At 59.7% G+C, this 22,324-nt stretch carries 21 protein-coding genes; all 21 read left to right on the plus strand.

The features are described 5' to 3' along the window. The first annotated feature begins 21 nt into the window (after positions 1-21). The 21 genes from ACYQ47_RS21830 (at position 22) to atpA (ending at position 22,281) form a co-directional block, all read left to right on the plus strand. The gene (locus tag ACYQ47_RS21830; RefSeq protein WP_244826623.1) at positions 22-801 is read left to right on the plus strand and encodes an ABC transporter ATP-binding protein; all 780 of its coding nucleotides are present in this window, start codon (positions 22-24) and stop codon (positions 799-801) included. Beyond that, positions 798-1,559 carry an ABC transporter ATP-binding protein gene (locus ACYQ47_RS21835; RefSeq protein ID WP_459906827.1) on the plus strand — a complete coding sequence of 254 codons (762 nt, stop codon included), beginning with the start codon at positions 798-800 and terminating at the stop codon, positions 1,557-1,559. The genes ACYQ47_RS21830 and ACYQ47_RS21835 overlap by 4 nt, the downstream gene beginning before the upstream one ends. A gap of 95 nt (positions 1,560-1,654) precedes the next feature. Continuing rightward, positions 1,655-2,872, plus strand: a complete 1,218-nt coding sequence (locus ACYQ47_RS21840; protein WP_459906829.1) for an ABC transporter substrate-binding protein — start codon at positions 1,655-1,657, stop codon at positions 2,870-2,872. Between the two features lie 83 nt (positions 2,873-2,955). After that, positions 2,956-3,840, plus strand: a complete 885-nt coding sequence (locus tag ACYQ47_RS21845) for a branched-chain amino acid ABC transporter permease (protein WP_244826620.1) — start codon at positions 2,956-2,958, stop codon at positions 3,838-3,840. Beyond that, a complete protein-coding gene (locus ACYQ47_RS21850; RefSeq protein ID WP_244828141.1) occupies positions 3,840-4,811 on the plus strand; it encodes a branched-chain amino acid ABC transporter permease in 972 nt (323 codons plus the stop codon). The genes ACYQ47_RS21845 and ACYQ47_RS21850 overlap by 1 nt, the downstream gene beginning before the upstream one ends. 504 nt (positions 4,812-5,315) lie before the next feature. Then, complete coding sequence (locus ACYQ47_RS21855) at positions 5,316-6,482, plus strand: ABC transporter substrate-binding protein (protein ID WP_459906831.1); 1,167 nt, start codon at positions 5,316-5,318, stop codon at positions 6,480-6,482. Positions 6,483-6,730: 248 nt separating this feature from the next. Further along, positions 6,731-7,903, plus strand: coding sequence for an ABC transporter substrate-binding protein (locus tag ACYQ47_RS21860; protein WP_250466197.1), 1,173 nt, complete (start codon positions 6,731-6,733; stop codon positions 7,901-7,903). Between the two features lie 156 nt (positions 7,904-8,059). Continuing rightward, entirely contained in the window at positions 8,060-9,115 is a 1,056-nt protein-coding gene (locus ACYQ47_RS21865; RefSeq protein ID WP_459906834.1) for a branched-chain amino acid ABC transporter permease, read from the plus strand. A 4-nt stretch (positions 9,116-9,119) separates the two neighbouring features. Then, positions 9,120-10,904, plus strand: coding sequence for a branched-chain amino acid ABC transporter ATP-binding protein/permease (locus tag ACYQ47_RS21870; protein ID WP_459906836.1), 1,785 nt, complete (start codon positions 9,120-9,122; stop codon positions 10,902-10,904). Beyond that, the gene (locus ACYQ47_RS21875) at positions 10,904-11,656 is read left to right on the plus strand and encodes an ABC transporter ATP-binding protein (protein ID WP_459906838.1); all 753 of its coding nucleotides are present in this window, start codon (positions 10,904-10,906) and stop codon (positions 11,654-11,656) included. The genes ACYQ47_RS21870 and ACYQ47_RS21875 overlap by 1 nt, the downstream gene beginning before the upstream one ends. Positions 11,657-11,806: 150 nt before the next feature. Continuing rightward, positions 11,807-13,771 carry a tRNA uridine-5-carboxymethylaminomethyl(34) synthesis enzyme MnmG gene (gene mnmG / locus ACYQ47_RS21880; RefSeq protein WP_459909268.1) on the plus strand — a complete coding sequence of 655 codons (1,965 nt, stop codon included), beginning with the start codon at positions 11,807-11,809 and terminating at the stop codon, positions 13,769-13,771. Then, positions 13,768-14,433 (plus strand): 16S rRNA (guanine(527)-N(7))-methyltransferase RsmG, encoded by a 666-nt coding sequence (gene rsmG, locus ACYQ47_RS21885; protein ID WP_459906840.1) that lies wholly within the window; start codon positions 13,768-13,770, stop codon positions 14,431-14,433. Before mnmG ends, rsmG begins: the two co-directional genes overlap by 4 nt. A 75-nt stretch (positions 14,434-14,508) precedes the next feature. Continuing rightward, positions 14,509-15,279 (plus strand): ParA family protein, encoded by a 771-nt coding sequence (locus ACYQ47_RS21890; RefSeq protein WP_459906842.1) that lies wholly within the window; start codon positions 14,509-14,511, stop codon positions 15,277-15,279. A 46-nt stretch (positions 15,280-15,325) separates the two neighbouring features. Next, entirely contained in the window at positions 15,326-16,228 is a 903-nt protein-coding gene (locus ACYQ47_RS21895; protein WP_244826612.1) for a ParB/RepB/Spo0J family partition protein, read from the plus strand. 3 nt (positions 16,229-16,231) lie between these two features. Beyond that, on the plus strand, positions 16,232-17,368 hold the full coding sequence (locus ACYQ47_RS21900) for an SLC13 family permease (RefSeq protein ID WP_459906844.1): 1,137 nt from the start codon (positions 16,232-16,234) through the stop codon (positions 17,366-17,368). Between the two features lie 303 nt (positions 17,369-17,671). Next, on the plus strand, positions 17,672-18,151 hold the full coding sequence (locus tag ACYQ47_RS21905) for an ATP synthase subunit I (RefSeq protein WP_250509722.1): 480 nt from the start codon (positions 17,672-17,674) through the stop codon (positions 18,149-18,151). A gap of 167 nt (positions 18,152-18,318) precedes the next feature. Beyond that, positions 18,319-19,170, plus strand: coding sequence for a F0F1 ATP synthase subunit A (gene atpB, locus ACYQ47_RS21910; RefSeq protein WP_244826610.1), 852 nt, complete (start codon positions 18,319-18,321; stop codon positions 19,168-19,170). A 90-nt stretch (positions 19,171-19,260) separates the two neighbouring features. Beyond that, a complete protein-coding gene (atpE, locus tag ACYQ47_RS21915) occupies positions 19,261-19,530 on the plus strand; it encodes a F0F1 ATP synthase subunit C (protein ID WP_244826609.1) in 270 nt (89 codons plus the stop codon). A gap of 136 nt (positions 19,531-19,666) precedes the next feature. Further along, positions 19,667-20,137: a F0F1 ATP synthase subunit B gene (locus ACYQ47_RS21920; RefSeq protein ID WP_244826608.1), complete on the plus strand. Its 471-nt coding sequence runs from the start codon at positions 19,667-19,669 to the stop codon at positions 20,135-20,137. Positions 20,138-20,139: 2 nt separating this feature from the next. Continuing rightward, a complete protein-coding gene (locus ACYQ47_RS21925; protein ID WP_250466184.1) occupies positions 20,140-20,682 on the plus strand; it encodes a F0F1 ATP synthase subunit delta in 543 nt (180 codons plus the stop codon). Between the two features lie 57 nt (positions 20,683-20,739). Beyond that, positions 20,740-22,281 carry a F0F1 ATP synthase subunit alpha gene (gene atpA, locus ACYQ47_RS21930; protein WP_244826606.1) on the plus strand — a complete coding sequence of 514 codons (1,542 nt, stop codon included), beginning with the start codon at positions 20,740-20,742 and terminating at the stop codon, positions 22,279-22,281. Positions 22,282-22,324: the final 43 nt, after the last annotated feature.

A 22,324-nucleotide genomic window follows, 5' to 3' on the forward strand; every position in this document is an offset into this window, starting at 1 on the left:
TCACTTCGCATGGAAGGGGACATGATTCTCGGCGACACCATTCTGGAAACGCGAGGGCTCACGAAGGAATTCAAAGGCTTCACGGCCGTGAATGGCGTGAACCTGCGCGTGCGCCGCGGTTCGATCCACGCGCTGATCGGTCCCAACGGCGCGGGCAAGACGACCTGTTTCAACCTTCTCACCAAGTTCCTCGAACCCACCGCGGGCCAGATCGTCTTCAACGGCACCGACATCACGCGCGAACGCCCGGCGCATATCGCGCGGCGCGGCATCATTCGTTCGTTCCAGATTTCCGCCGTGTTTCCGCACTTGAGCGTGCTGCAGAACGTGCGCGTCGGCCTGCAGCGGCAGCTCGGCACGTCGTTCCAGTTCTGGCGCAGCGAGCGTTCGCTCGATGCCCTCAACGACCGCGCGATGGATTTGCTCACGCAAGTGGGCCTGACCGATTTCGCCGATACGAAAACCGTCGAGCTTTCATACGGCCGCAAGCGCGCGCTGGAAATTGCCACGACGCTTTCGATGGAACCCGAACTCATGCTGCTCGACGAACCGACGCAAGGCATGGGGCACGAGGACGTGGATCGCGTGACGGCGCTCATCAAGAAGGTCTCGGCGGGACGCACCATTCTGATGGTCGAGCACAACATGAACGTGATCGCGGGCATCTCCGACACCATCACGGTGCTTCAGCGCGGCGAAGTGCTCGCGGAAGGCAGCTATGCGGAAGTATCGAAGAATCCGCTCGTGATGGAAGCCTACATGGGCAGCGCCGATGCAGCGCTCACCGGAGCGCACGCATGAGCACGATCGTGGAAGCGCGCCGCTCGCAAGAGGCGAACGGCGCAGCGGGTCATGTGCCCGCGCTGGAAATAGCAGGCTTGCAGGCGTGGTACGGCGAATCGCACATTCTGCATGGTGTCGATCTGAAGGTGAATCGCGGCGAAGTGGTCACGCTGCTCGGCCGTAACGGCGCGGGGCGCACGACCACGATGCGCGCCATCATGGGATTGACCGGGCGGCGCACGGGCTCTATCCGCGTGGGCGGACGCGAGACCATTGGGCTTGCCACACACAAGATCGCGCATCATGGGGTCGGCTATTGTCCGGAGGAGCGCGGCATTTTTTCGAGCTTGTCCTGCGAAGAAAATCTTCTCCTGCCACCGGTGACCGGCAATCCGAAAGAGGCGATGCCGCTGGACGAGATCTACTCCATGTTCCCGAATCTGAAGGAGCGGCGCGCGAGTCAGGGCACGCGGCTCTCGGGCGGCGAACAGCAAATGCTCGCGGTGGCGCGCATTCTGCGCACCGGCGCCAATTTGCTGCTGCTCGATGAGATATCGGAAGGGCTTGCGCCCGTCATCGTGCAGACACTTGCGCGCATGATCCTCATGCTGAAGGGGCGTGGCTACACCATCGTCATGGTCGAACAGAATTTTCGTTTCGCGGCGCCGCTCGCGGACCGCTTCTATGTGATGGAGCATGGAAACATCGTCGAGCATTTCGGCGCGGGGGAACTCGAAGCGAAGATGCCGGTGCTGCACGAATTGCTCGGGGTGTAATCGTTCTTAAATCGACAAACGCGGCACGTTGAAGCGGCACGTAAAGCGGCACGGCTCAGGCAGCACGCAACAACCAAAAACTCACGGAGACTGCAATGAAAATGAAGACCCTCGCGCGCCTTTCCACTTTTTGCTTTGCGGCTGCGGCGGCGAGTGTGGCGTCCATGAACGCTGCTCACGCGGCCGACGGCAACACGGTGAAGATCGGCTTCATTACCGACCTGTCGGGTCTCTACGCCGATATCGACGGCCAGGGCGGTCTCGAAGCCATTCGCATGGCGATTGCGGACTTCGGCGGCAAGGTGAACGGCAAGCAAATCGAACTCGTGTATGCGGATCACCAGAACAAGGCGGATATCGCGGCATCGCGCGCGCGTGAGTGGATCGACCGCGATGGCGTGAACGTGATCATCGGCGGCACGAACTCGGCTACCGCGCTTTCCACCAATCAGGTCGCGGGCGAGAAGAAGGTTCCGTACATCAACATCGGCGCGGGCGCGGACAACCTCACGAACGAGCAGTGCACACCGTACACCGTGCACTATGCGTACGACACCATGGCGCTCGCCAAGGGCACCGGTTCCTCCGTGACGAAGCAGGGCGGCAAGTCGTGGTACTTCCTCACCGCCGACTACGCGTTCGGCAAGGCGCTCGAAAAGAACACGGCCGATGTGGTGAAGGCCAACGGCGGCCAAGTGCTCGGCGATGTACGCCATCCGCTGTCGGCGTCGGACTTCTCGTCGTTTCTGTTGCAGGCGCAAGGATCGAAGGCGCAGGTGCTCGGTCTTGCGAACGCGGGCGGCGACACCATCAACTCGATCAAGGCAGCGAAGGAATTCGGCATCAACAAGTCGATGAAACTCGCCGCGTTGCTGATCTTCCTGACGGACATCCACAGCCTGGGACTCGAAACCACGCAAGGCCTCGTGGCGACGGATAGCTGGTACTGGAACAAGGACGACAAGACGCGCGCGTGGGCCAAGCGCTACTTCGACAAGATGAAGAAGATGCCGACGAGCCTGCAGGCCGCGGACTATTCGGCTGTCACGACGTATCTGAAGGCCGTGCAGGCCACGGGCACGACCGACAGCGACAAGATCATGGCGCAGTTGAAGCAGACGAAGATCGACGACTTCTACGCGAAGGGCACCATCCGCCAGGACGGCGCGATGATCCACGACATGTATCTCATGGAAGTGAAGAAGCCGTCGGAGTCGAAGGAGCCGTGGGACTACTACAAGATCACGGCGACGATTCCCGGCGATCAGGCATTCGGCACGAAGGCGGAGTCGCGCTGCGCGGCGTGGAAATAAGCGCACACGGTTGATGCGGCAAGCGGCTGTCATTGGCCGCTTGCCGCGATGACTTAATCGACCCATTCCTGACGGCAGGTTCAATGGAAATTTTCGGCATTCCGCTCGCCGCGATGATGAGCCAGTTGCTCCTCGGACTGGTGAACGGCTCGTTCTACGCGATCCTGAGTCTCGGGCTCGCCGTGATCTTCGGCTTGCTCAACGTCATCAACTTCGCGCACGGCGCGTTGTTCATGCTCGGCGCCATGCTCGCGTGGATGGGCGCCTCGTATCTCAACGTGCCGTATTGGGCGATGCTCGTGCTCGCGCCGCTTATCGTCGGCCTCTTCGGCATGGTTATCGAACGCTCGATGCTGCGTTGGCTGTACAAGCTCGATCATCTCTACGGCTTGTTGCTTACGTTCGGCCTCACGCTCGTGATCGAAGGCGTGTTCCGTTCCATCTATGGTTCGTCGGGTCAGCCTTACGACGTGCCCTCGCTTCTGACGGGCGCGACCAATCTCGGCTTCATGTTCCTGCCGAACTATCGCGCGTGGGTCGTCGTGGCATCGCTCGCGGTGTGCTTCGCGACATGGTTCGTGATCGAGAAGACGCGCATTGGCGCTTATCTGCGCGCGGGCACGGAGAACCCGAAGCTCGTCGAGGCATTCGGCATCAACGTGCCGCTCATGATCACGCTCACCTATGGCTTCGGCGTCGCGCTTGCGGCCTTTGCGGGGGTGCTGGCCGCGCCGGTGATTCAAGTGTCGCCGCTGATGGGCCAGTCGATGATCATCACCGTGTTCGCGGTCGTGGTGATCGGCGGCATGGGTTCGATCATGGGCTCGATTCTCACGGGTCTTTTGCTCGGCATCATCGAAGGCCTGACGCGCGTGTTTTATCCGGAAGCGTCCGCGACCGTTGTCTTCGTCATCATGGCGCTCGTGCTGATGGTGCGGCCCGCCGGACTGTTCGGCAAGGAAAAATGATGCAGAGAAAAGCGCTTTACGGCTTGTTGCTGATCGCTTTGATCGTCGCGCCCTTCGCGGGCGTGTATCCGGTCTTCATGATGAAAGTGCTGTGCTTCGCGTTGTTCGCGGCGGCGTTCAATCTGTTGATCGGCTATACGGGCTTGCTGTCTTTCGGGCACGCGATGTTTCTGGCAAGCGCGGGTTACACCGCGGGCTATGCCATCCAGACATTGGGGTTGACGCCCGAACTCGGCGTGATCGCGGGAACGGCGGTGGCGACCGTGCTTGGATTGATCGTCGGTCTTCTGGCGATTCGCCGCCAAGGCATCTACTTCGCGATGGTCACGCTCGCGCTCGCGCAGATGGTCTACTTCGTGTTCCTGCAGGCGCCGTTCACGCATGGCGAAGACGGCTTGCAAGGCGTGCCGCGCGGCAAGCTCTTCGGCGCGTTGAACCTCGGCAGTGACATCACGCTCTATTACGTCGTACTTGTCGTCATGTTGCTGGCGTTTGCGTTGATCGTGCGTATCGTGCATTCGCCGTTCGGGCAAGTGCTGATCGCGATCAAGGAGAACGAGCCGCGCGCGGTATCGCTCGGCTACGATACCGCGCGCTACAAGCTGCTTGCGTTCGTGTTGTCGGCGGGTCTCGCAGGGCTTGCCGGTGCGCTGAAGACGCTCGTGCTCGGCTTCGAAACTCTCGGCGATGCCTACTGGACGATGTCCGGCCTGGTGGTGCTGATGACGCTCGTCGGCGGCATGAGCACCATGTTCGGTCCGTTGCTCGGCGCGGCGATCATCGTTGCGCTGGAAGACCGGCTCGGCGATATCGGCGGCGGACTTGCGCGACTCACCGGCGTGGACTGGTTCAATTCGCTGGGTGAATCCGTGACTATCGTGACGGGCCTGATTTTTATCGCATGCGTGCTCGCATTTCGGCGCGGCATTGTGGGTGAAATCGTGGCGCGTGTCAGACCGCTACAGGGTTAACCATTTAGTTGGATATCCGAACAAATACTGTTCAAGCAACGACACGCGCGCAATGCACGGTTAACGACCTCGAAATCGCCCTCTTAAGGTGCTTTTATGCACCACTAGGGTAAATGCTAGGTTGTTGCGAAACGATACAGTCGATAACATTCTGCTTAGTTCTGTTGCACCCAGATTTTTGAGGTGGAGAACGAGGAGACATGAGGCACCAAGTGCCCGACCGAAAGCGCTGTTGGATGATTCCAACAGCGCTTTTTTATTGGCTGTTTTGTTTTGCGTCGATATTTCGCGTCGCCGAAATATAATCCGCATACCGTTTCGGCGGATTCAAAAAACTCGCATTCACACCCGGTCGCAGCTTACGTTCGACAGCCGTCATAAGCCCTGCAAAACGCTTGCTGTGCATGACGCGCCTCCGCTAAACTGCATTTCCCGACCCATCGGTCGGTGAAAAGACGCGGGCTTCAAACTGGACGTTTCACGATCAAGACGGGGCGCAAATCAATGAAGTGGGCTTTACGCGTTAAGACGGTCGCAATGGCTGTCGCGGGTTTATCGGCGGTATTCAGCACTCAGGTTTTCGCGGACGTAAAGATAGGCGTGACGGTTTCGGCAACGGGCCCGGCGGCTTCGCTCGGCATTCCGGAAAAGAACACCATCGCGTTGCTGCCGAAGGAAGTGGCGGGGCAGAAGGTGCAGTACATCGTGTTGGATGACGCCACGGATTCCACGCAAGCCGTGAAGAACGCGCGCAAGCTCACGAGCGAAGACCACGTCGATGCGCTCGTCGGTTCGACGGTCGTTCCCAATTCCCTCGCGATGATCGACATCGCCGCCGAGACCACCACGCCCATGATCTCGATGGCGGCCGCGGCCAGCATCGTCGAACCCATGGATGCGAAGAAGGCGTGGGTCTTCAAGACGCCGCAGAACGACATCCTCATGGCGACCGCCATAGCGCAGCACATGTCGAATCATGGCGTGAAGACGGTTGCCTTCATCGGCTTCTCGGACGCCTACGGCGAGAGCTGGTTCAAGGAGTTCACGAAGGCGGCGGAGCTCGCGAAAATTCGCGTCGTGGCCAACGAGCGCTTCGCGCGCAACGACGCATCGGTCACGGGGCAAGTGCTCAAGATGATGTCGCAGAACGCGGATGCGGTGCTCATCGCCGGTGCTGGAACACCCGCCGCGCTGCCGCAGAAGACGCTCAAGGAGCGCGGCTACAAGGGCAAGATCTATCAAACGCACGGCGTTGCCAACAACGACTTCCTGCGCGTATGCGGCAAGGATTGCGAAGGCACGTTCCTGCCCGCCGGACCGTTGCTGGTCGCCGAGCAATTGCCGGACAGCAATCCGGTGAAGCAAGCCGCGCTCACTTACAAGAAGGCTTATGAAGGCGCATACGGCGCGGGTTCGGTCTCGACGTTCGGCGGTCATGCGTGGGATGCGGGCCTCATTCTCCAGCGCGCTATTCCCATTGCCTTGAAGAAGGGTCAGCCAGGAACGCCCGCGTTTCGCGAGGCATTGCGCACGGCTATCGAGGGAACCAGGGACTTGCCTGCATCGCACGGCATCTTCAACATGAGCGCGAACGATCACTCCGGTCTTGATCAGCGTGCTCGCGTGATGGTGGAGATCGTCGGCGGCAAGTGGAAGCTCTCGGGCAACTGAGCATGTGAAATCACGCAAACGAAGAAGGCGCGTCTGTCATGGTCGCGCCTTTTTTTCTGCATGCCGTAATGGAAGAGAAGAGGGCGCGAAAAACCCCATGCAGCGCCTGCCGACGGTCAGGGAAAACCAGCCTAGGCACGTGGTTTCGCGGTACATAGATTGGGGCGGCTATTCAGACGGCAGTGAGCAAGCTTCATCGATAACAACTCGCAGCGGCGCGTACAGCCGGTCGCGTTTGGAGACAAGCAATGAAAACGAAGCACACATGGATCAGGGCAAGCGTCGCGCTCGCCATCGCGGGGGGCGCGCTCGTAAGCTCGGGCGCGGCCTTCGCGCAAGTGAAGATTGGCGTGACGCTCTCGGCCACGGGACCGGCGGCATCGCTCGGGATTCCCGAGAAAAATACCATCGCGTTGTTGCCAAAGGAAATTGGCGGCAAGTCCGTCGAGTACATCGTGCTGGATGACGGCTCCGACACGAGCCGCGCCGTGCAGAACACGCGCAAGCTGATAGACGAGGATCATGTCGATGCAGTCGTCGGTTCAACGGTAACGCCCAATTCGCTCGCGATGATCGATGCCGCTTCGGCTTCGAAGACACCGATGATCTCGATGGCGGCATCGGCTTCCATCATTGCACCGATGGATGGCAAGAAAGCGTGGGTCTTCAAGACGCCGCAGAACGACGCGCTCATGGCCGACGCCATCGCCAGTTACATGGAGAAGCACGGCGTGAAGACAGTGGGCTTCATCGGCTTCGCGGATGCCTACGGCGACGGCTGGTACAACGTCTTCAACGCAGCGGCGAGCGCGCACAAGCTCAAGATCGTCGCGAACGAACGCTATAACCGCACGGACACGTCCGTCACCGGTCAGGTGCTCAAGACGGTGGGCGCCAATCCGGATGCCGTGCTGATTGCAGGCGCGGGAACGCCGTCGGCGCTGCCGGCGAAGGCGTTGAAGGAGCGCGGGTACAAGGGCAAGGTTTATCAGACGCACGGGGTGGCGAACAACGACTTCCTGCGCGTGTGTGGCAAGGATTGCGAAGGAGAGATCCTGCCTGCCGGGCCGGTTCTCGTGACCGAGCAACTGCCGGAAAACAATCCGGTGAAGAAGTCCTCGGCGGCGTACAAGAACGCCTATGAGAAGGCCAACGGGGCGGGTACGCTTTCCACCTTCGGCGGTCACGCGTGGGACGCCGGTCAGATGCTTCAGCGTGCGATCCCCGAAGCGCTGAAGAAAGCGCAGCCGGGTACGCCCGAGTTCCGTGAGGCGCTGCGTGCCGCGTTGGAGAATCTGAAGGACTTGCCCGTCGCGCACGGCATCATGAACACGACATCGAACGATCACAACGGCTTCGACGATCGCGCGCGTGTGATGGTGCAAATCTCCGATGGCAAGTGGAAGCTGCTCAACGACTGATCGGACTTGAGCGCGCGCTCTGCTAAAGGCGCGTGCTTTTCTCCGATTTTCAAGATAGCAAAGCGGTGCGCCGATGTATGCGGCGCGCCGCTTTTTCCCATGTTCACGGGCCGATCCGGCAGCCCGACCTTTTTGCGGAAGCTCTGAAGAGGAAGTATGGACTTATCGATTGCGGCGATCCTCGCGCAAGACGGGATCACCACGGGCGCGATCTATGGATTGCTCGCGCTCGCCCTGGTGCTCGTGTTTTCCGTGACTCGCGTCATTTTCATCCCGCAAGGGGAGTTCGTCGCTTATGGCGCGCTCACGCTTGCCGCGCTGCAGACGCAAAAGCTGCCGGCGACGTGTTACTTGCTCATCGTCATGGGCGCGGGTTGCTTCGTCGCCGAACTTGCGGGGATCGTGCGGCATCCGACGCGGTATCGGCAGATTGGACGGCTGCTTGCAACGCTCGCGGGAAAGTATGTGCTGTTTCCCGTCGCCGTATGGGCACTGACGCAGGCAATCTTCGCGCAGCCCTTGCCGATGTTCGTGCAGATCGCGCTGACGCTGTTGATCGTCGTGCCGATGGGACCGTTCGTGTATCGACTCGCCTACGAGCCGATCGCGGAGGCGAGCACGCTGTTGCTGCTGATCGTCGCGGTGGCCGTGCACTTCGCGATGGTCGGGCTCGGGCTCGTCATGTTCGGCGCGGAAGGATCGCGCACGACAGCGTTCTCCGACGCCACCTTCAATCTCGGCAGCGTGTCGATCTCCGGGCAGAGTGTGTGGGTGGTGGGCACGGCGGTCGTGCTGATCGCGGCTCTCTACTTCTACTTCGACCGGACCATTTCCGGCAAGGCGTTGCGGGCGACGTCGGTGAACCGTTTGGGCGCGCGACTGGTCGGCATCGGCACGACGCAGGCGGGGCGGCTCGCGTTCACGCTGGCGGCGGGGCTCGGCGCGCTGTGCGGCGTACTCGTCGCACCCATCACGACCATCTATTACGACTCGGGATTCCTGATCGGCTTGAAGGGCTTCGTCGGGGCAATCGTGGGCGGTCTGGTGAGTTATCCGCTGGCGGCAGCGGGGTCGCTGCTCGTCGGCTTGCTGGAGTCGTATTCGTCATTCTGGGCGAGTGCGTACAAAGAGGTGATCGTCTTCACGCTAATTATTCCGGTGCTGCTATGGCGAAGCCTGGCAAGCCCGCATTCCGATGAAGACGAGGAGTAACGCAATGGCATTCCTTCATCGATACCGCTTCTTCTGGCTGTTCCTCGTCGTGGTCTTTGCGTTGCCCGTGTTGCCGAAACCGGTGGCCGTGCCCGAGTACTGGATAACGCTGCTCAACTACATCGGCTTGTATTCGATTGTCGCGATAGGGCTCGTCTTGCTGACGGGCATAGGCGGGATGACGAGCTTCGGGCAGGCCGCGTTCGTCGGCGTAGGCGCGTATGCAACGGCGTTTCTGACGACCCAATACGGTGTCTCACCGTGGCTTGCGTTGATCGCGGGCGTGGTGTTGACGGCAGTCATCGCGCTGTTTCTGGGCCTCATCACGATGCGGCTTTCCGGGCACTTTCTGCCGCTCGGCACAATCGCGTGGGGACTGTCGTTGTTTTATCTGTTCGGAAACATGGAGTTGCTCGGCAAGTACGACGGGATCAATGGAATTCCTATGTTGAACCTTTTTGGATGGCACTTGGAGTCTGGGCGCAGCATCTACTACCTGATTTGGGTCGTCGTGCTGCTCGCCGTCGTATCTGTTCAGAATCTGCTTAATAGTCGTCCGGGCCGCGCTATCCGCGCGTTGCGCGGCGGCGGCACGATGGCGGAGGCGATGGGCGTCAATACCGGCTGGATGCGCGTCGTTATCTTTGTCTATGCGGCGGTGCTTGCGTCCATTTCCGGCTTTCTCTACGCGCATTTGCAGCGTGCGGTGAATCCGACGCCGTTCGGGCTTAATCATGGCATCGAGTTTCTGTTCATGGCGGTGGTTGGCGGAGTGGCGCATGTCTGGGGTGCGATTCTGGGCGCGACTATCCTCACCGTTCTGCAAGATTATCTGCAGACGCTGCTGCCCAAGTTGCTCGGTGCGAACGGAAACTTCGAGGTTATTGTCTTCGGCGTGTTGATGGTGCTGCTGCTTCAATACGCGCGTCAGGGAGTGTGGCCGTTTGTGGCGCGTTTGTTTCCAAGCGCTCCGCGAGCGCGCGTGCCGGAGCGCGGCGAAGCGTTGCCGCAGCGCAGCAAGCCGGCGGCGGGCGAATCGCTTCTTGTCGTCGATAACGCGCGCAAACAGTTCGGCGGGCTTGTTGCAGTAAACGATGTGAGTTTCGATATAAAGGCAGGGGAGATCATAGGGCTGATCGGGCCGAACGGCGCTGGAAAATCCACCACTTTCAATCTCGTGACCGGAGTGCTTCAGGCCACGAGCGGCGCGATCAGCTTTCGAGGCGAGCGTATCGAGAGGCTGACATCGCGGGAGATCGTAAAGCGCGGCATCGGGCGAACCTTCCAGCACGTGAAGATGCTTCCGGGTATGAGCGTCTTGGAAAATGTTGCGATCGGCGCGCATCTGCGGGGAAACACCGGAGTTTGGCGGAGCGTCGCGCGTTTGAACGGTGCGGAGGAAAGTCGGCTGATGGCCGAGGCGGCGCGACAGATCGAACGCGTCGGTCTGGAAAAGCATGTATTCAGTGAGGCCGGAAGTTTGGCGCTGGGGCAACAACGCATCATGGAAATTGCGCGCGCGCTGTGTTGCGATCCGACGCTTTTGCTTCTTGATGAGCCAGCAGCTGGTTTGCGATACCAGGAGAAGCTTCAGCTTGCCGACCTGCTGCGTAGGCTTCGCGCAGAGGGAATGAGCATCCTGCTGGTCGAGCACGATATGGACTTCGTGATGAATCTCACCGACCGCCTTGTCGTGATGGAGTTCGGGACGAAGATCGCAGAAGGTTTGCCGTCAGATGTTCAGAAAGATCCTACTGTGCTCGAAGCGTATCTTGGTGGAGTGGAGTGATGCAAAAAAGTGTGCCGATTCTTCAAGTCGATGGTTTATCCGTCCGATACGGGAAAGTCGAGGCGCTGCACAATGCGACGCTTACGGTCGGCGCTGGACAAATCGTGTCCGTGATCGGTCCAAATGGTGCGGGAAAATCCACCCTGTTGAATGCAATCATGGGAGCTTTGCCGCAGACAGGATCGTCTAACGGTGTGATTCGGTATCTGGACGAGGATGTCGCTGCGCTGCCTATCGAGCGTCGTGTTTCACGTGGAATGTGCCTTGTCCCTGAGCGCCGGGAACTGTTTGCTTCGATGTCGGTTGAGGACAATCTCGTCCTAGGCGCCTATCGGCGCAAGCGAGCGGGGGAGCGAAATTTCTTGGATCAACTTGAAACAGTCTTTCGCCTTTTTCCCCGGTTGAAGGAACGCCGCACGCAGGCGGCAGGAACGCTATCCGGCGGTGAGCGGCAAATGCTTGCTGTGGGTCGAGCGTTGATGGCCAAGCCAAAATTGTTGATGCTCGATGAGCCTAGTCTGGGTCTGGCACCTTTGATCGTGAAGGAGATTTTTCATATCGTTAGCGCGCTTCGCGAGACGGGCGTCGCAATACTTTTGATCGAGCAAAACGCACGCGCGGCACTACAGATATCTGACTTTGGCTACGTTCTTGAGACAGGCGAATTCGCCCTGAAAGGCCCCGCGCAAGATTTGCAACACAATCCCCAAGTCATTGAGACTTACCTCGGGTTGGTAAAGAAGGCTGTTTAGCGGGCTGCGTCAAATCTCGAAGGCGTGTTTCACGTGAAACACGCCATTTTTTTCGCCTTTTCCGGGTCGTTGGAAAATCGGCGGACGAGAACCCGATATAATTCGTCGATATTCTTTCTTCAGGTTCGCATCGCCCGATGCGAGATCTTCATGCTTTTTCTCTCAGAATTTGATGTGATCGTCGTTGGCGGTGGTCACGCGGGCACCGAAGCGGCGCTTGCATCGGCGCGAATGGGCTGTCGGACGCTGCTCCTGACGCATAACATTGAGACGCTTGGCCAGATGAGCTGCAACCCGTCGATAGGCGGCATCGGAAAAGGACATCTCGTCAAGGAAGTCGATGCGTTGGGCGGTGCGATGGCTGCCGCCACCGACGAGTCCGGTATTCAGTTTCGTATTCTCAATTCGTCGAAGGGTCCTGCAGTGCGAGCCACGCGCGCTCAAGCCGACCGCATTCTTTACAAGCAGGCAATACGCCATCGGCTGGAAAATCAGCCGAATCTCTGGCTGTTCCAGCAAGCCGTTGACGATTTGATGGTGGAAGGCGACCGCGTGATTGGTGCCGTTACGCAAGTTGGCTTACGGTTTCGGGCGCGTGCCGTGGTTCTGACAGCGGGGACATTCCTCGACGGAAAGATCCACGTGGGGCTGAACAACTACGTGGGCGGCCGCGCGGGCGATCCTGCTGCGATATCTTTATCCGCACGTCTCAAAGAGTTGAATTTGCCACAGGGCCGACTAAAGACGGGAACGCCACCGCGCATCGACGGCCGCACGATCGATTTTTCAAAACTTGAAGAGCAGCCGGGCGATTTGGATCCGGTTCCGGTTTTCTCTTTTCTTGGCCGCGTCGAGCAGCATCCGCGTCAGGTGCCGTGCTGGGTGACGCACACGAACGCTCAAACGCACGACATTATTCGGTCGGGCTTGGATCGGTCGCCGATGTACACAGGGGTAATTGAAGGCGTTGGGCCGCGCTACTGCCCGTCGATTGAAGACAAAATCCATCGGTTTGCGTCGAAGGACGCACATCAAATCTTCCTGGAGCCGGAAGGGCTGACGACGAACGAGTTCTATCCCAATGGAATTTCGACGAGTCTGCCTTTCGATGTCCAGTTAAATCTTGTGCGTTCCATGCGTGGTCTCGAACACGCCCATATCTTGCGTCCTGGCTATGCAATCGAATACGACTACTTCGATCCGCGTGCGCTGAAGGCTTCGCTGGAAACGAAATCCATTGGTGGGCTTTTCTTCGCCGGACAGATCAACGGCACGACGGGTTATGAGGAAGCTGCCGCGCAGGGACTACTAGCCGGCATAAATGCAGGGCTTCAAGTGCAGGGCAGGGATGCCTGGACGCCGCGCCGTGATCATGCGTACTTGGGTGTATTGGTCGACGATTTGACGACGCGCGGAGTTTCTGAGCCGTATCGAATGTTCACAAGCCGTGCGGAATATCGTCTGTCTCTACGTGAAGATAACGCGGATATGCGCCTGACCGAAACAGGGCGGGAGCTTGGAGTCGTAGGTGACGTTCGTTGGGATGCTTTCAGCCGCAAGCGCGACGCTGTTTCACGTGAAACAGAGCGTCTGCGCTCCACTTGGGTGAACCCTAAGACGCTTCCGGCTGAAGAGGCGACCGCATTACTCGGCAAGCCGATCGATCACGAGTACAGTTTGGCCGACCTGCTACGACGCCCTGGTGTCTCATACGACGGCGTCTGCGCTCTGCGCAGCGGGGAATGCGGTTCAGCCGAAGCGTTAGCCGATGATCCAGTTCTGCTTGCGCAGATCAAAGAACAGATCGAGATTGGCGTGAAGTACCAAGGCTATATCGACCGGCAAGCGGACGAGATCGTGCGCAACGGAGCGCAAGAGAACACGCGTTTACCAGAGGCGATCGACTACAGCGAAGTGCGCGGCCTTTCGTTTGAGGCGCGACAAAAGTTGACGCAGCATCGTCCAGAAACGATCGGGCAGGCTTCGCGTATTCAGGGCATCACGCCGGCTGCCATCTCATTGCTCATGGTGCATCTCAAGCGCGGCCTCGGCCGGCGCGGACGCGGCACAGGCAGCGATCAGGATCAGGCCAGCAGCAACCCGGTGGTTCAATGAAGGACCAAAACGAATTGCTGGCTAACTTGCTCGACCGAGGTACGGCTGAACTCGAGCTTGGGTTGACGTCATCGCAGAAACAGCAGCTACTCGATTACGTCGCGCTGCTGGGCAAATGGAACGCCGTCTACAACCTGACCGCGATCCGCGACCCGAAGCAAATGCTCATTCAGCATATTCTCGATTCGCTTGCCATCGTTCCGATGCTCGTGGCGCGCCGACCAAAATCGATTTTGGATGTCGGTTCGGGCGGCGGCCTGCCGGGCATCGTGCTGGCCATCGTCTTTCCCGACGTGAAAGTGACGCTGAATGACATCGTTCATAAGAAGACCGCCTTTCAGTCGCAAGCGAAGGTTCAGTTGGGGTTGGCGAATCTTTCCGTCGTGACCGGACGTGTTGAGAATCTGCGGCCGGGTTGCGAAGTCCCGGTAAAATTCGACGTAATTGTCTCGCGCGCGTTCGCAGACCTCGCGGATTTCGTTACACTTGCGCGTCATCTGGTTGCGGAGGACGGCCGGATTCTCGCGATGAAGGGCTTGCAACCGGACGACGAGATCGCGCGTCTGCCAGAGGGCGCGACGGTGGAGCGCATCGAGCGTCTGAATGTTCCGATGCTCGATGCCGAGCGCCACTTGATCCATGTAGCCGTCGGCGCGCAGTAACACGTCGCGGGCGCTTTCGTCACGGCCGTAAACGCAGCTGATCTTCTGACAGCGAAGAAACGAGGACATAAAACGATGGCAAAAATCTTCTGCGTCGCAAATCAGAAGGGCGGCGTTGGAAAGACCACCACGGCGGTCAATCTCGCGGCAAGTCTCGCGGGCCTTGATCAACGCGTTCTACTGATCGATCTGGACCCGCAGGGGAACGCGACGATGGGCAGTGGCGTCAACAAAGGCGCATGCGAGAAAACAATCTACGAAGTGCTAGTCGATGGCGTGACGCTACGTGAGGCGGTAGTGCGACCGGAGAGCGTGGGATACCACGTTCTGCCTGCGAATCGTGAACTCGCTGGCGCGGAAGTCGAACTTGTAGACATGGATGACCGCGAGCACATTCTTCGCTCGGCCATCGCGGAAATAGTCGATGACTATGATTTCATCTTGATCGATTGTCCGCCTGCATTGTCGCTGTTGACATTGAACGCGTTGTGCGCAGCACATGGCGTCGTCATTCCAATGCAGTGTGAATATTTCGCGTTGGAAGGCTTGTCGGATCTGGTGAGCACCATCAAGCAGATCCACGCGAACCTCAACCGCGATCTAAAAGTGATCGGACTGTTGCGTGTGATGTTCGATCCGCGCATCACCTTGCAGCAGCAAGTGTCCGAACAGTTGAAGGAACACTTTGGCGACAAGGTTTTCGATGTCGTCATTCCACGCAACGTGCGCCTTGCCGAGGCGCCGAGTTACGGCCTGCCAGGCGTGGTGTTCGACAAGTCGTCGCGTGGCGCGCAGGCGTATATCCAGTTCGGCACGGAAATGATCGAGCGCGTACGCGCGCTGTAACGCAAACCCATTCGATCTGGCGGACGACGCCAACGGAGGAATCGAAATGAGCGCTGTGATGAAGAAGAAGGGTTTGGGCCGAGGCCTGGATGCATTGCTCGGCGGCAGCGTCGACATTACCGAAGCCGTACGCGGCGAAGGCACGCCGTCAGTCCTGTCGCTCGACAAGCTGCAGGCGGGCAAGTATCAGCCGCGTACCCGAATGGACGAGGGCGCGTTGCAAGAGCTCGCCGCGAGTATTCGCGCGCAAGGCCTCATGCAGCCGATTCTCGTGCGCTCCGTCGGCCCGGATCAGTACGAAATCATCGCGGGCGAGCGACGTTTTCGCGCGGCGCGTCTGGCTGGGCTCGACGAAGTGCCGGTGCTGGTGAAGAACGTGCCCGATCAGGCTGCCGCCGCGATGGCGCTGATCGAAAACATCCAGCGGGAGGATTTGAATCCGCTGGAAGAGGCGCAGGGTATCCAGCGCCTGCTCGACGAATTCACGTTCACGCACGAGCAGGCGGCCGAAGCGGTCGGGCGATCGCGTAGCGCGGTATCGAATCTGCTGCGTCTCTTGAACCTCGCCACGCCCGTTCAGACGATGCTGCTCGCAGGCGATCTCGACATGGGCCACGCACGCGCGCTGCTCGCCGTCGATGCCGCCACGCAGATTCAGTTGGCTAATCACGTGGTGAATCGCCGCTTGTCGGTGCGTGAAACGGAGCGCCTCGTCGCCGCGACGACGAAGGAAGCGCCGGCAGTCAAGGCGCGTCCCGCGAACGATGGCGGCCGTGACACGCGCAGGCTCGAAGAAGAGTTGTCGGATCTGCTCGCGGCGAGCGTGAAGATCAAGCTGGGCGGACGAGGACGCGGCAAGGTGATGATCGATTTCGGTAACCTCGACGCGCTCGAAGGCATTCTGAGCAAACTACGCGGCAGCATTGAAGCGCCTAATTCGGCTGCGTGAGTCTTGTCGGAATACAACGTCAAGCAATCGCGGTCCGACCTCCTGACGCGCGTTTGGAGGACCGTCAGTAAAGAGCCGGTCCTCGCCATTCTCGTGCTCGCGCTCGGCGTGTTGCAAGTGGTTCATCCGCGCTCGTGGGCTTCGCTGCCAGGTCTTGTGGATTGGCAGACCGTGCTCACGCTCGCCGGCCTGCTCATCCTGACCAAAGCGATCGAATTGTCAGGATTCCTGATGTGGGCCGCGCATCGGCTGGTGCATCACATCCGCGGCGAACGCGGCCTGGCGCTGCTGCTCGTCGCGCTGGCGGCGGCGCTGTCCACGGTGCTGACCAACGATGTCGCGTTGTTCGCGGTCGTGCCGCTCGCGCTATCGCTGCATCGGCTCGCGCCCTTGCCCATCAAGCGTCTCGTTATCGTGATCGCGTTGTCGGTGAACGCGGGATCGATCCTCACGCCGCTCGGCAATCCACAAAACCTTTTCCTCTGGCAGACGAGCGGCGTTTCCTTCGGCGCGTTCGTCTGGGCGTTGCTGCCGCTTTGCGCGGTCCTCATGCTCATGCTCGGCGCCGTGACTTGCGCGATGTTTCGCAACGCGCCGCTCGACTTTTCCGGCGATGCCGAAGAGCACGGCGTCGACCGTGTGTTATGCGGTGTGAGCGTGCTTGCGTTCGCTGGCTTCGTCGCACTGGCCGACGCGCATCATGCCGGGCCCGGCCTCGCTGTCATTGCCGTCGCGTTCCTGCTTTGGCGCCCCGAAGTCGTCTTGAAGATCGACTGGCTGCTTCTGCTCATCTTCATGCTGATGTTCATTGTGCTGCGCAGCGCAGCCGCGTTGCCGGCCATCCACGGCTTCATTGCGCAGTTGGATATCGGCACGCCGATGCGTGCGTATGCTGCGGGCGCGGTGCTGTCGCAGGCCATCAGTAACGTGCCGGCGGCCATCGTGCTCGCCGAGTTTTCGAAGGACTGGCGCGCGCTTGCGTTCGGCGTGAGCGTCGGTGGCTTTGGGGTGGCAATCGGCTCGCTCGCCAATCTCATCGCCGTGCGTCTTTCGGGCGAGAAGGGCATGTGGGGTCCGTTTCACCTCGTTTCGATCCCTTTCTGGTTTGTTGCAGCGCTTGTTGGATGGGCGCTCATCTGAGTTTCGCGACGCAATCTCACGTCGTCTGAAAATCTGCTTGTAACCGCAAGAAAAGTCTCGCTTTCGAGACCATTTTTTAAGCTTTGTCCGCTTGGCTTTTGACGCACCTAAACTATTGAATCCCCGAGGACAATCGCTTACAATCCCCCGGATTTATCAGCTAGGCCACCTAGAAAGCGCGGCGAAAGCGCAGGGTGGTTTCCGAACTGTCGGTTGATGTGTTGAAGGGGTTTGAAGACGGTGCGAGAGCAGAATCGAGCGCCGGTGGGCGGGCAAGACAGCGCTCAAAACAAACGCGGAGACATTCACGCTTCAGGAAATCAGCCCCGCAGTTCGTCTGACGACTCGTGGGACGCCGAGGCGCAAGATAACAATATCGTTCCGCTCACGCGGGGCCAGGCAGAGAAGCTGTTCGGTCCTGATGTGAGTCGTCCATCGCGGGTCACGCCTTTCAAGGTAGTGGCCGCGCAAATGGTTTTGTCCCTGGGTGCGACGCTGTTGTGGTGGCTGTTCTACAAGCCGCCGGGCGATGCTGCGCTGTCCGCCTTCCTCGGAGGCGCGATCTGCTGGCTGCCCAGTGCACTGTTCGCGGCGCGCCTGAAGGCGAAGAGCGGAGCCGAGACCATCATGAGTTGGATGATCGGCGAAGCGATGAAAATGGGAGCGACGATTGCTATGTTCGTAGCGGTCGCTTTCTGGTACAAGAGCGCGCTGTGGTTGCCTTTGCTCGTTACGTACATCGTCGCGTTGAAGACTTACTGGCTGGCCATGGCTTTGCGTTGACCTCCAGGGTAATCGCCAGCCCGAAGTCAAGTATGTAGCATCACACATGAAAGCGCGGTTATGAACGCCGCGCTCGGGCCGGACGCCCGGAGCCGCAACGCGAAGCGGTGGCTCGGATAAGCGTCTGGCGACGAAAGATTTTTGACAATTTGGGTGGCTTTAACGATATGGCAGCTAGCGAAGGAACGCACGCTCTGGACCCGTCCGAGTACATTGCGCACCACTTGCAGAATCTTTCCACGCACACGCAGACGTCGATTTTCGACATCCACGTCTGGAATCTGGACACGCTGTTCTGGTCCATCGTGTGCGGTCTCCTGACCATCGTCATTCTCGGTATCGCGGCGCGCCGTGCGACGTCCGGTGTTCCCGGCCGTTTCCAGTGCGCGATCGAGATGCTCGTCGAAATGGTCGAAGATCAGTCGAAGTCGATGATCCACGGCAGCCGCCGCTTCATCGCTCCGCTCGCGCTGACCGTGTTCGTCTGGGTCGCCCTGATGAACTCGCTCGACTTCATCCCCGTGGATCTGCCAGGCCGCGTGATTGGCTGGCTGGGCCTCGAACAAGTGCTGCCGCATCATCGCATCGTGCCCACGGCCGATTTGAACGGCACGCTCGGCATCGCGCTCGGCGTGTTCGTGCTGATGATCTACTACAACCTCAAGATCAAGGGCGCAGGCGGCTTCGTGCACGAGCTGCTGTCCGCTCCGTTTGGCGCGCATCCGCTTCTGTGGATTCCGAATCTTGCGCTGAACATCATCGAGTTCGTCGCCAAGACGGTTTCGCTCGGCATGCGGCTTTTCGGCAACATGTACGCGGGTGAGCTGCTGTTCCTGCTGATCGCGCTGCTCGGCAGCATGTGGCACTTCGGCGCGGACGCCTCTGTACTTGGCTTTATCGGCCATGTGGTCGCGGGTACGGTCTGGGCGATCTTCCACATTCTGATCGTGCTGCTGCAAGCGTTCATCTTCATGATGCTGACGCTCGTGTACATCGGTCAGGCGCACGACTCTCACTAAAGAGTGTTCGCGGCAGGTCCAGAATCGCTTAGGTTTTAGTTTTCAATTTTTATAAATCCAGTTCCAAAGTCTTTAATCAAAGGAGTGAACATGAACGCTTTCATCGCCAACATCCAGGGTCTGACCGCCATCGGTATCGGCATCATCATCGGCCTGGGTGCAATCGGCGCCTGTATCGGTATCGGCCTGATGGGCGGCAAGTACATTGAAGCATGCGCCCGCCAGCCGGAACTGATGAACCCGCTCCAGACCAAGATGTTCCTGCTGGCTGGTCTGATCGACGCGGCGTTCCTGATCGGCGTTGGTGTGGCAATGCTGTTTGCGTTCGCGAACCCGCTGCTCTCGAAGCTCGCAGGCTGAGGTTCCTCGGAAGTGTGCGTCTCTTCTTGCGATGAGACGCAAGACGGAACGGGTGAGGCGCTGATCGAGCACAACGGGCCGATGAGCGCCTTTTAACCGTTTCACTCTCCGACTAAGCAACGTTTAAGGAAACACCGTGAATCTCAACGCAACCCTGTTTGCGCAAATGGTCGTGTTTCTGATCCTCGCGTGGTTCACGATGAAGTTCGTGTGGCCGCCGTTGATCAATGCCCTCGACGAGCGCTCAAAGAAGATTGCCGACGGCCTCGCCGCCGCCGACAAGGGCAAGGCGGAACTCGAAGCCGCGCATAAGCGCGTCGACCAGGAACTCGCGCAGGCTCGCACGGACGGTCAGCAACGTATCGCTGACGCCGAAAAGCGCGCCGCAGCCGTCGCCGAAGAAATCAAGGCCAACGCTCAGGCTGAAGCCGCGCGCATCGTCGCGCAAGCCAAGGCGGACGCCGAACAGCAAGTCGTCAAGGCGCGCGAGTCGCTGCGCGCCGAAGTCGCGGCCCTGGCCGTGAAGGGCGCCGAGCAAATTCTGAAGCGCGAAGTCGATCAGAAGGCTCACGCCGATCTGCTGAATCAACTCAAAACCGAGCTCTGATCATGGCCGAACTTGCAACCATCGCTCGTCCTTACGCAGAAGCGCTGTTCCGCGTAGCCGAGAGCGGCGATCTCGCGGGCTGGTCCACTTTCGTCGAGGAACTGGCCCAGGTTGCGCGTCTGCCCGAAGTGCAGTCGGTCGCCTCGAGCCCGAAGGTGAGCCGCGATCAAGTAGCAGATCTGCTGCTGTCCGCAGTGAAGTCGCCTTTGGCTCAAGGCAATGTACAGGCGAAGAATTTCGTCGGCATGCTGGTGGACAATCATCGTCTGTCGCTGCTGCCTGAAATCGCCGTGCAGTTCGACGAGCTGAAGAACGCCCGCGAAGGTGCGGCCGACGCGCTGATCGTAAGCGCGTTCCCCTTCGAAGGCGAACAATTGAACGACCTAGTCGCAAGCCTCGAACGCAAGTTCGAACGCAAGCTGAAACCGACCGTCGAAGTCGATCAGTCGCTGATCGGCGGCGTTCGCGTGACGGTTGGCGACGAAGTGCTCGATACCTCGGTCCGCGCGCGCCTCGCCAGCATGCAGACGGCTCTGACCGCCTGACGCTTCGTTAGAAGCGAATCGCTGGCACGCAACAGAATTGACTATCAGGAGCGAATAATGCAACTCAATCCCTCTGAGATCAGCGAGCTGATCAAGAGCCGGATCCAGGGCCTTGAAGCGAGCGCGGATGTTCGCAACCAGGGCACCGTGATCTCCGTGACCGACGGTATCGTGCGTATTCACGGCCTGTCGGACGTGATGCAGGGTGAAATGCTCGAGTTTCCGGGCAACACCTTCGGCCTCGCGCTGAACCTCGAACGCGACTCCGTCGGCGCCGTTATTCTCGGTCAGTACGAGCACATCTCGGAAGGCGACATCGTCAAGACGACGGGCCGCATTCTCGAAGTGCCGGTCGGTCCGGAACTGATCGGCCGCGTGGTCGACGCGCTGGGTAACCCCATCGACGGCAAGGGTCCGGTCAACGCGAAGATGACCGACGCAATCGAAAAGATTGCTCCGGGCGTGATCTGGCGTAAGTCGGTGTCGCAGCCGGTGCAAACGGGTCTGAAGTCCATCGACTCGATGGTGCCTATCGGCCGTGGTCAGCGCGAGCTGATCATCGGCGACCGTCAGTGCGGCAAGACCGCGGTGGCTGTCGACGCGATCATCAATCAGAAGGGCAAGGACCTTTTCTGTATCTATGTCGCGATCGGCCAGAAGGCTTCGTCGATCATGAACGTGGTGCGCAAGCTCGAAGAAACCGGCGCAATGGCTTACACCATCGTCGTGGCGGCTTCGGCTTCGGAATCGGCCGCGATGCAATACCTCGCGCCGTACGCCGGCTGCACGATGGGCGAATACTTCCGCGATCGCGGCCAGGACGCGCTGATCGTTTATGACGATTTGACCAAGCAAGCATGGGCGTATCGCCAGATTTCGCTGTTGCTGCGCCGTCCGCCGGGTCGTGAAGCGTATCCGGGTGACGTGTTCTATCTGCACTCGCGTCTGCTCGAGCGTGCGGCTCGTGTTTCGGAAGACTACGTCGAGAAGTTCACCAACGGCGAAGTGAAGGGCAAGAGCGGTTCGCTGACGGCACTGCCCGTCATTGAAACGCAAGCCGGCGACGTGACCGCGTTCGTTCCGACGAACGTGATCTCGATTACCGACGGCCAGATCTTCCTGGAAACCGACTTGTTCAACGCCGGTATCCGCCCTGCCATCAACGCGGGCGTTTCGGTGTCGCGCGTAGGTGGTGCGGCTCAGACCAAGGTCATCAAGAAGCTGTCGGGCGGTATCCGTACCGACTTGGCGCAGTATCGTGAACTGGCTGCGTTCGCGCAGTTCGCGTCGGACCTGGACGAAGCCACCCGCAAGCAGCTGGAGCGCGGTCGCCGCGTGACGGAACTGCTGAAGCAGCCGCAGTATCAGCCGCTTCAAGTGTGGGAACTCGCTGTGGCGCTGTTCGCGGCTAACAACGGCTACCTCGACGATCTGGAAGTTGCGCAAGTGCTGCCGTTCGAAAAGGGCCTGCGCGAATACCTGAAGACGAGCCATGCCGATCTGGTTAAGCGCATCGAAGACAATAAAGACTTGTCGAAGGACGACGACGGCGCACTGCATACCGCGCTGAAGGACTTCAAGAAGTCGGGCGCTTATTGATCGGGACTGAGGAGCAACGCGCGGTGCATCGACCGATGAACAC

Source organism: Caballeronia sp. HLA56, assembly GCF_054655155.1.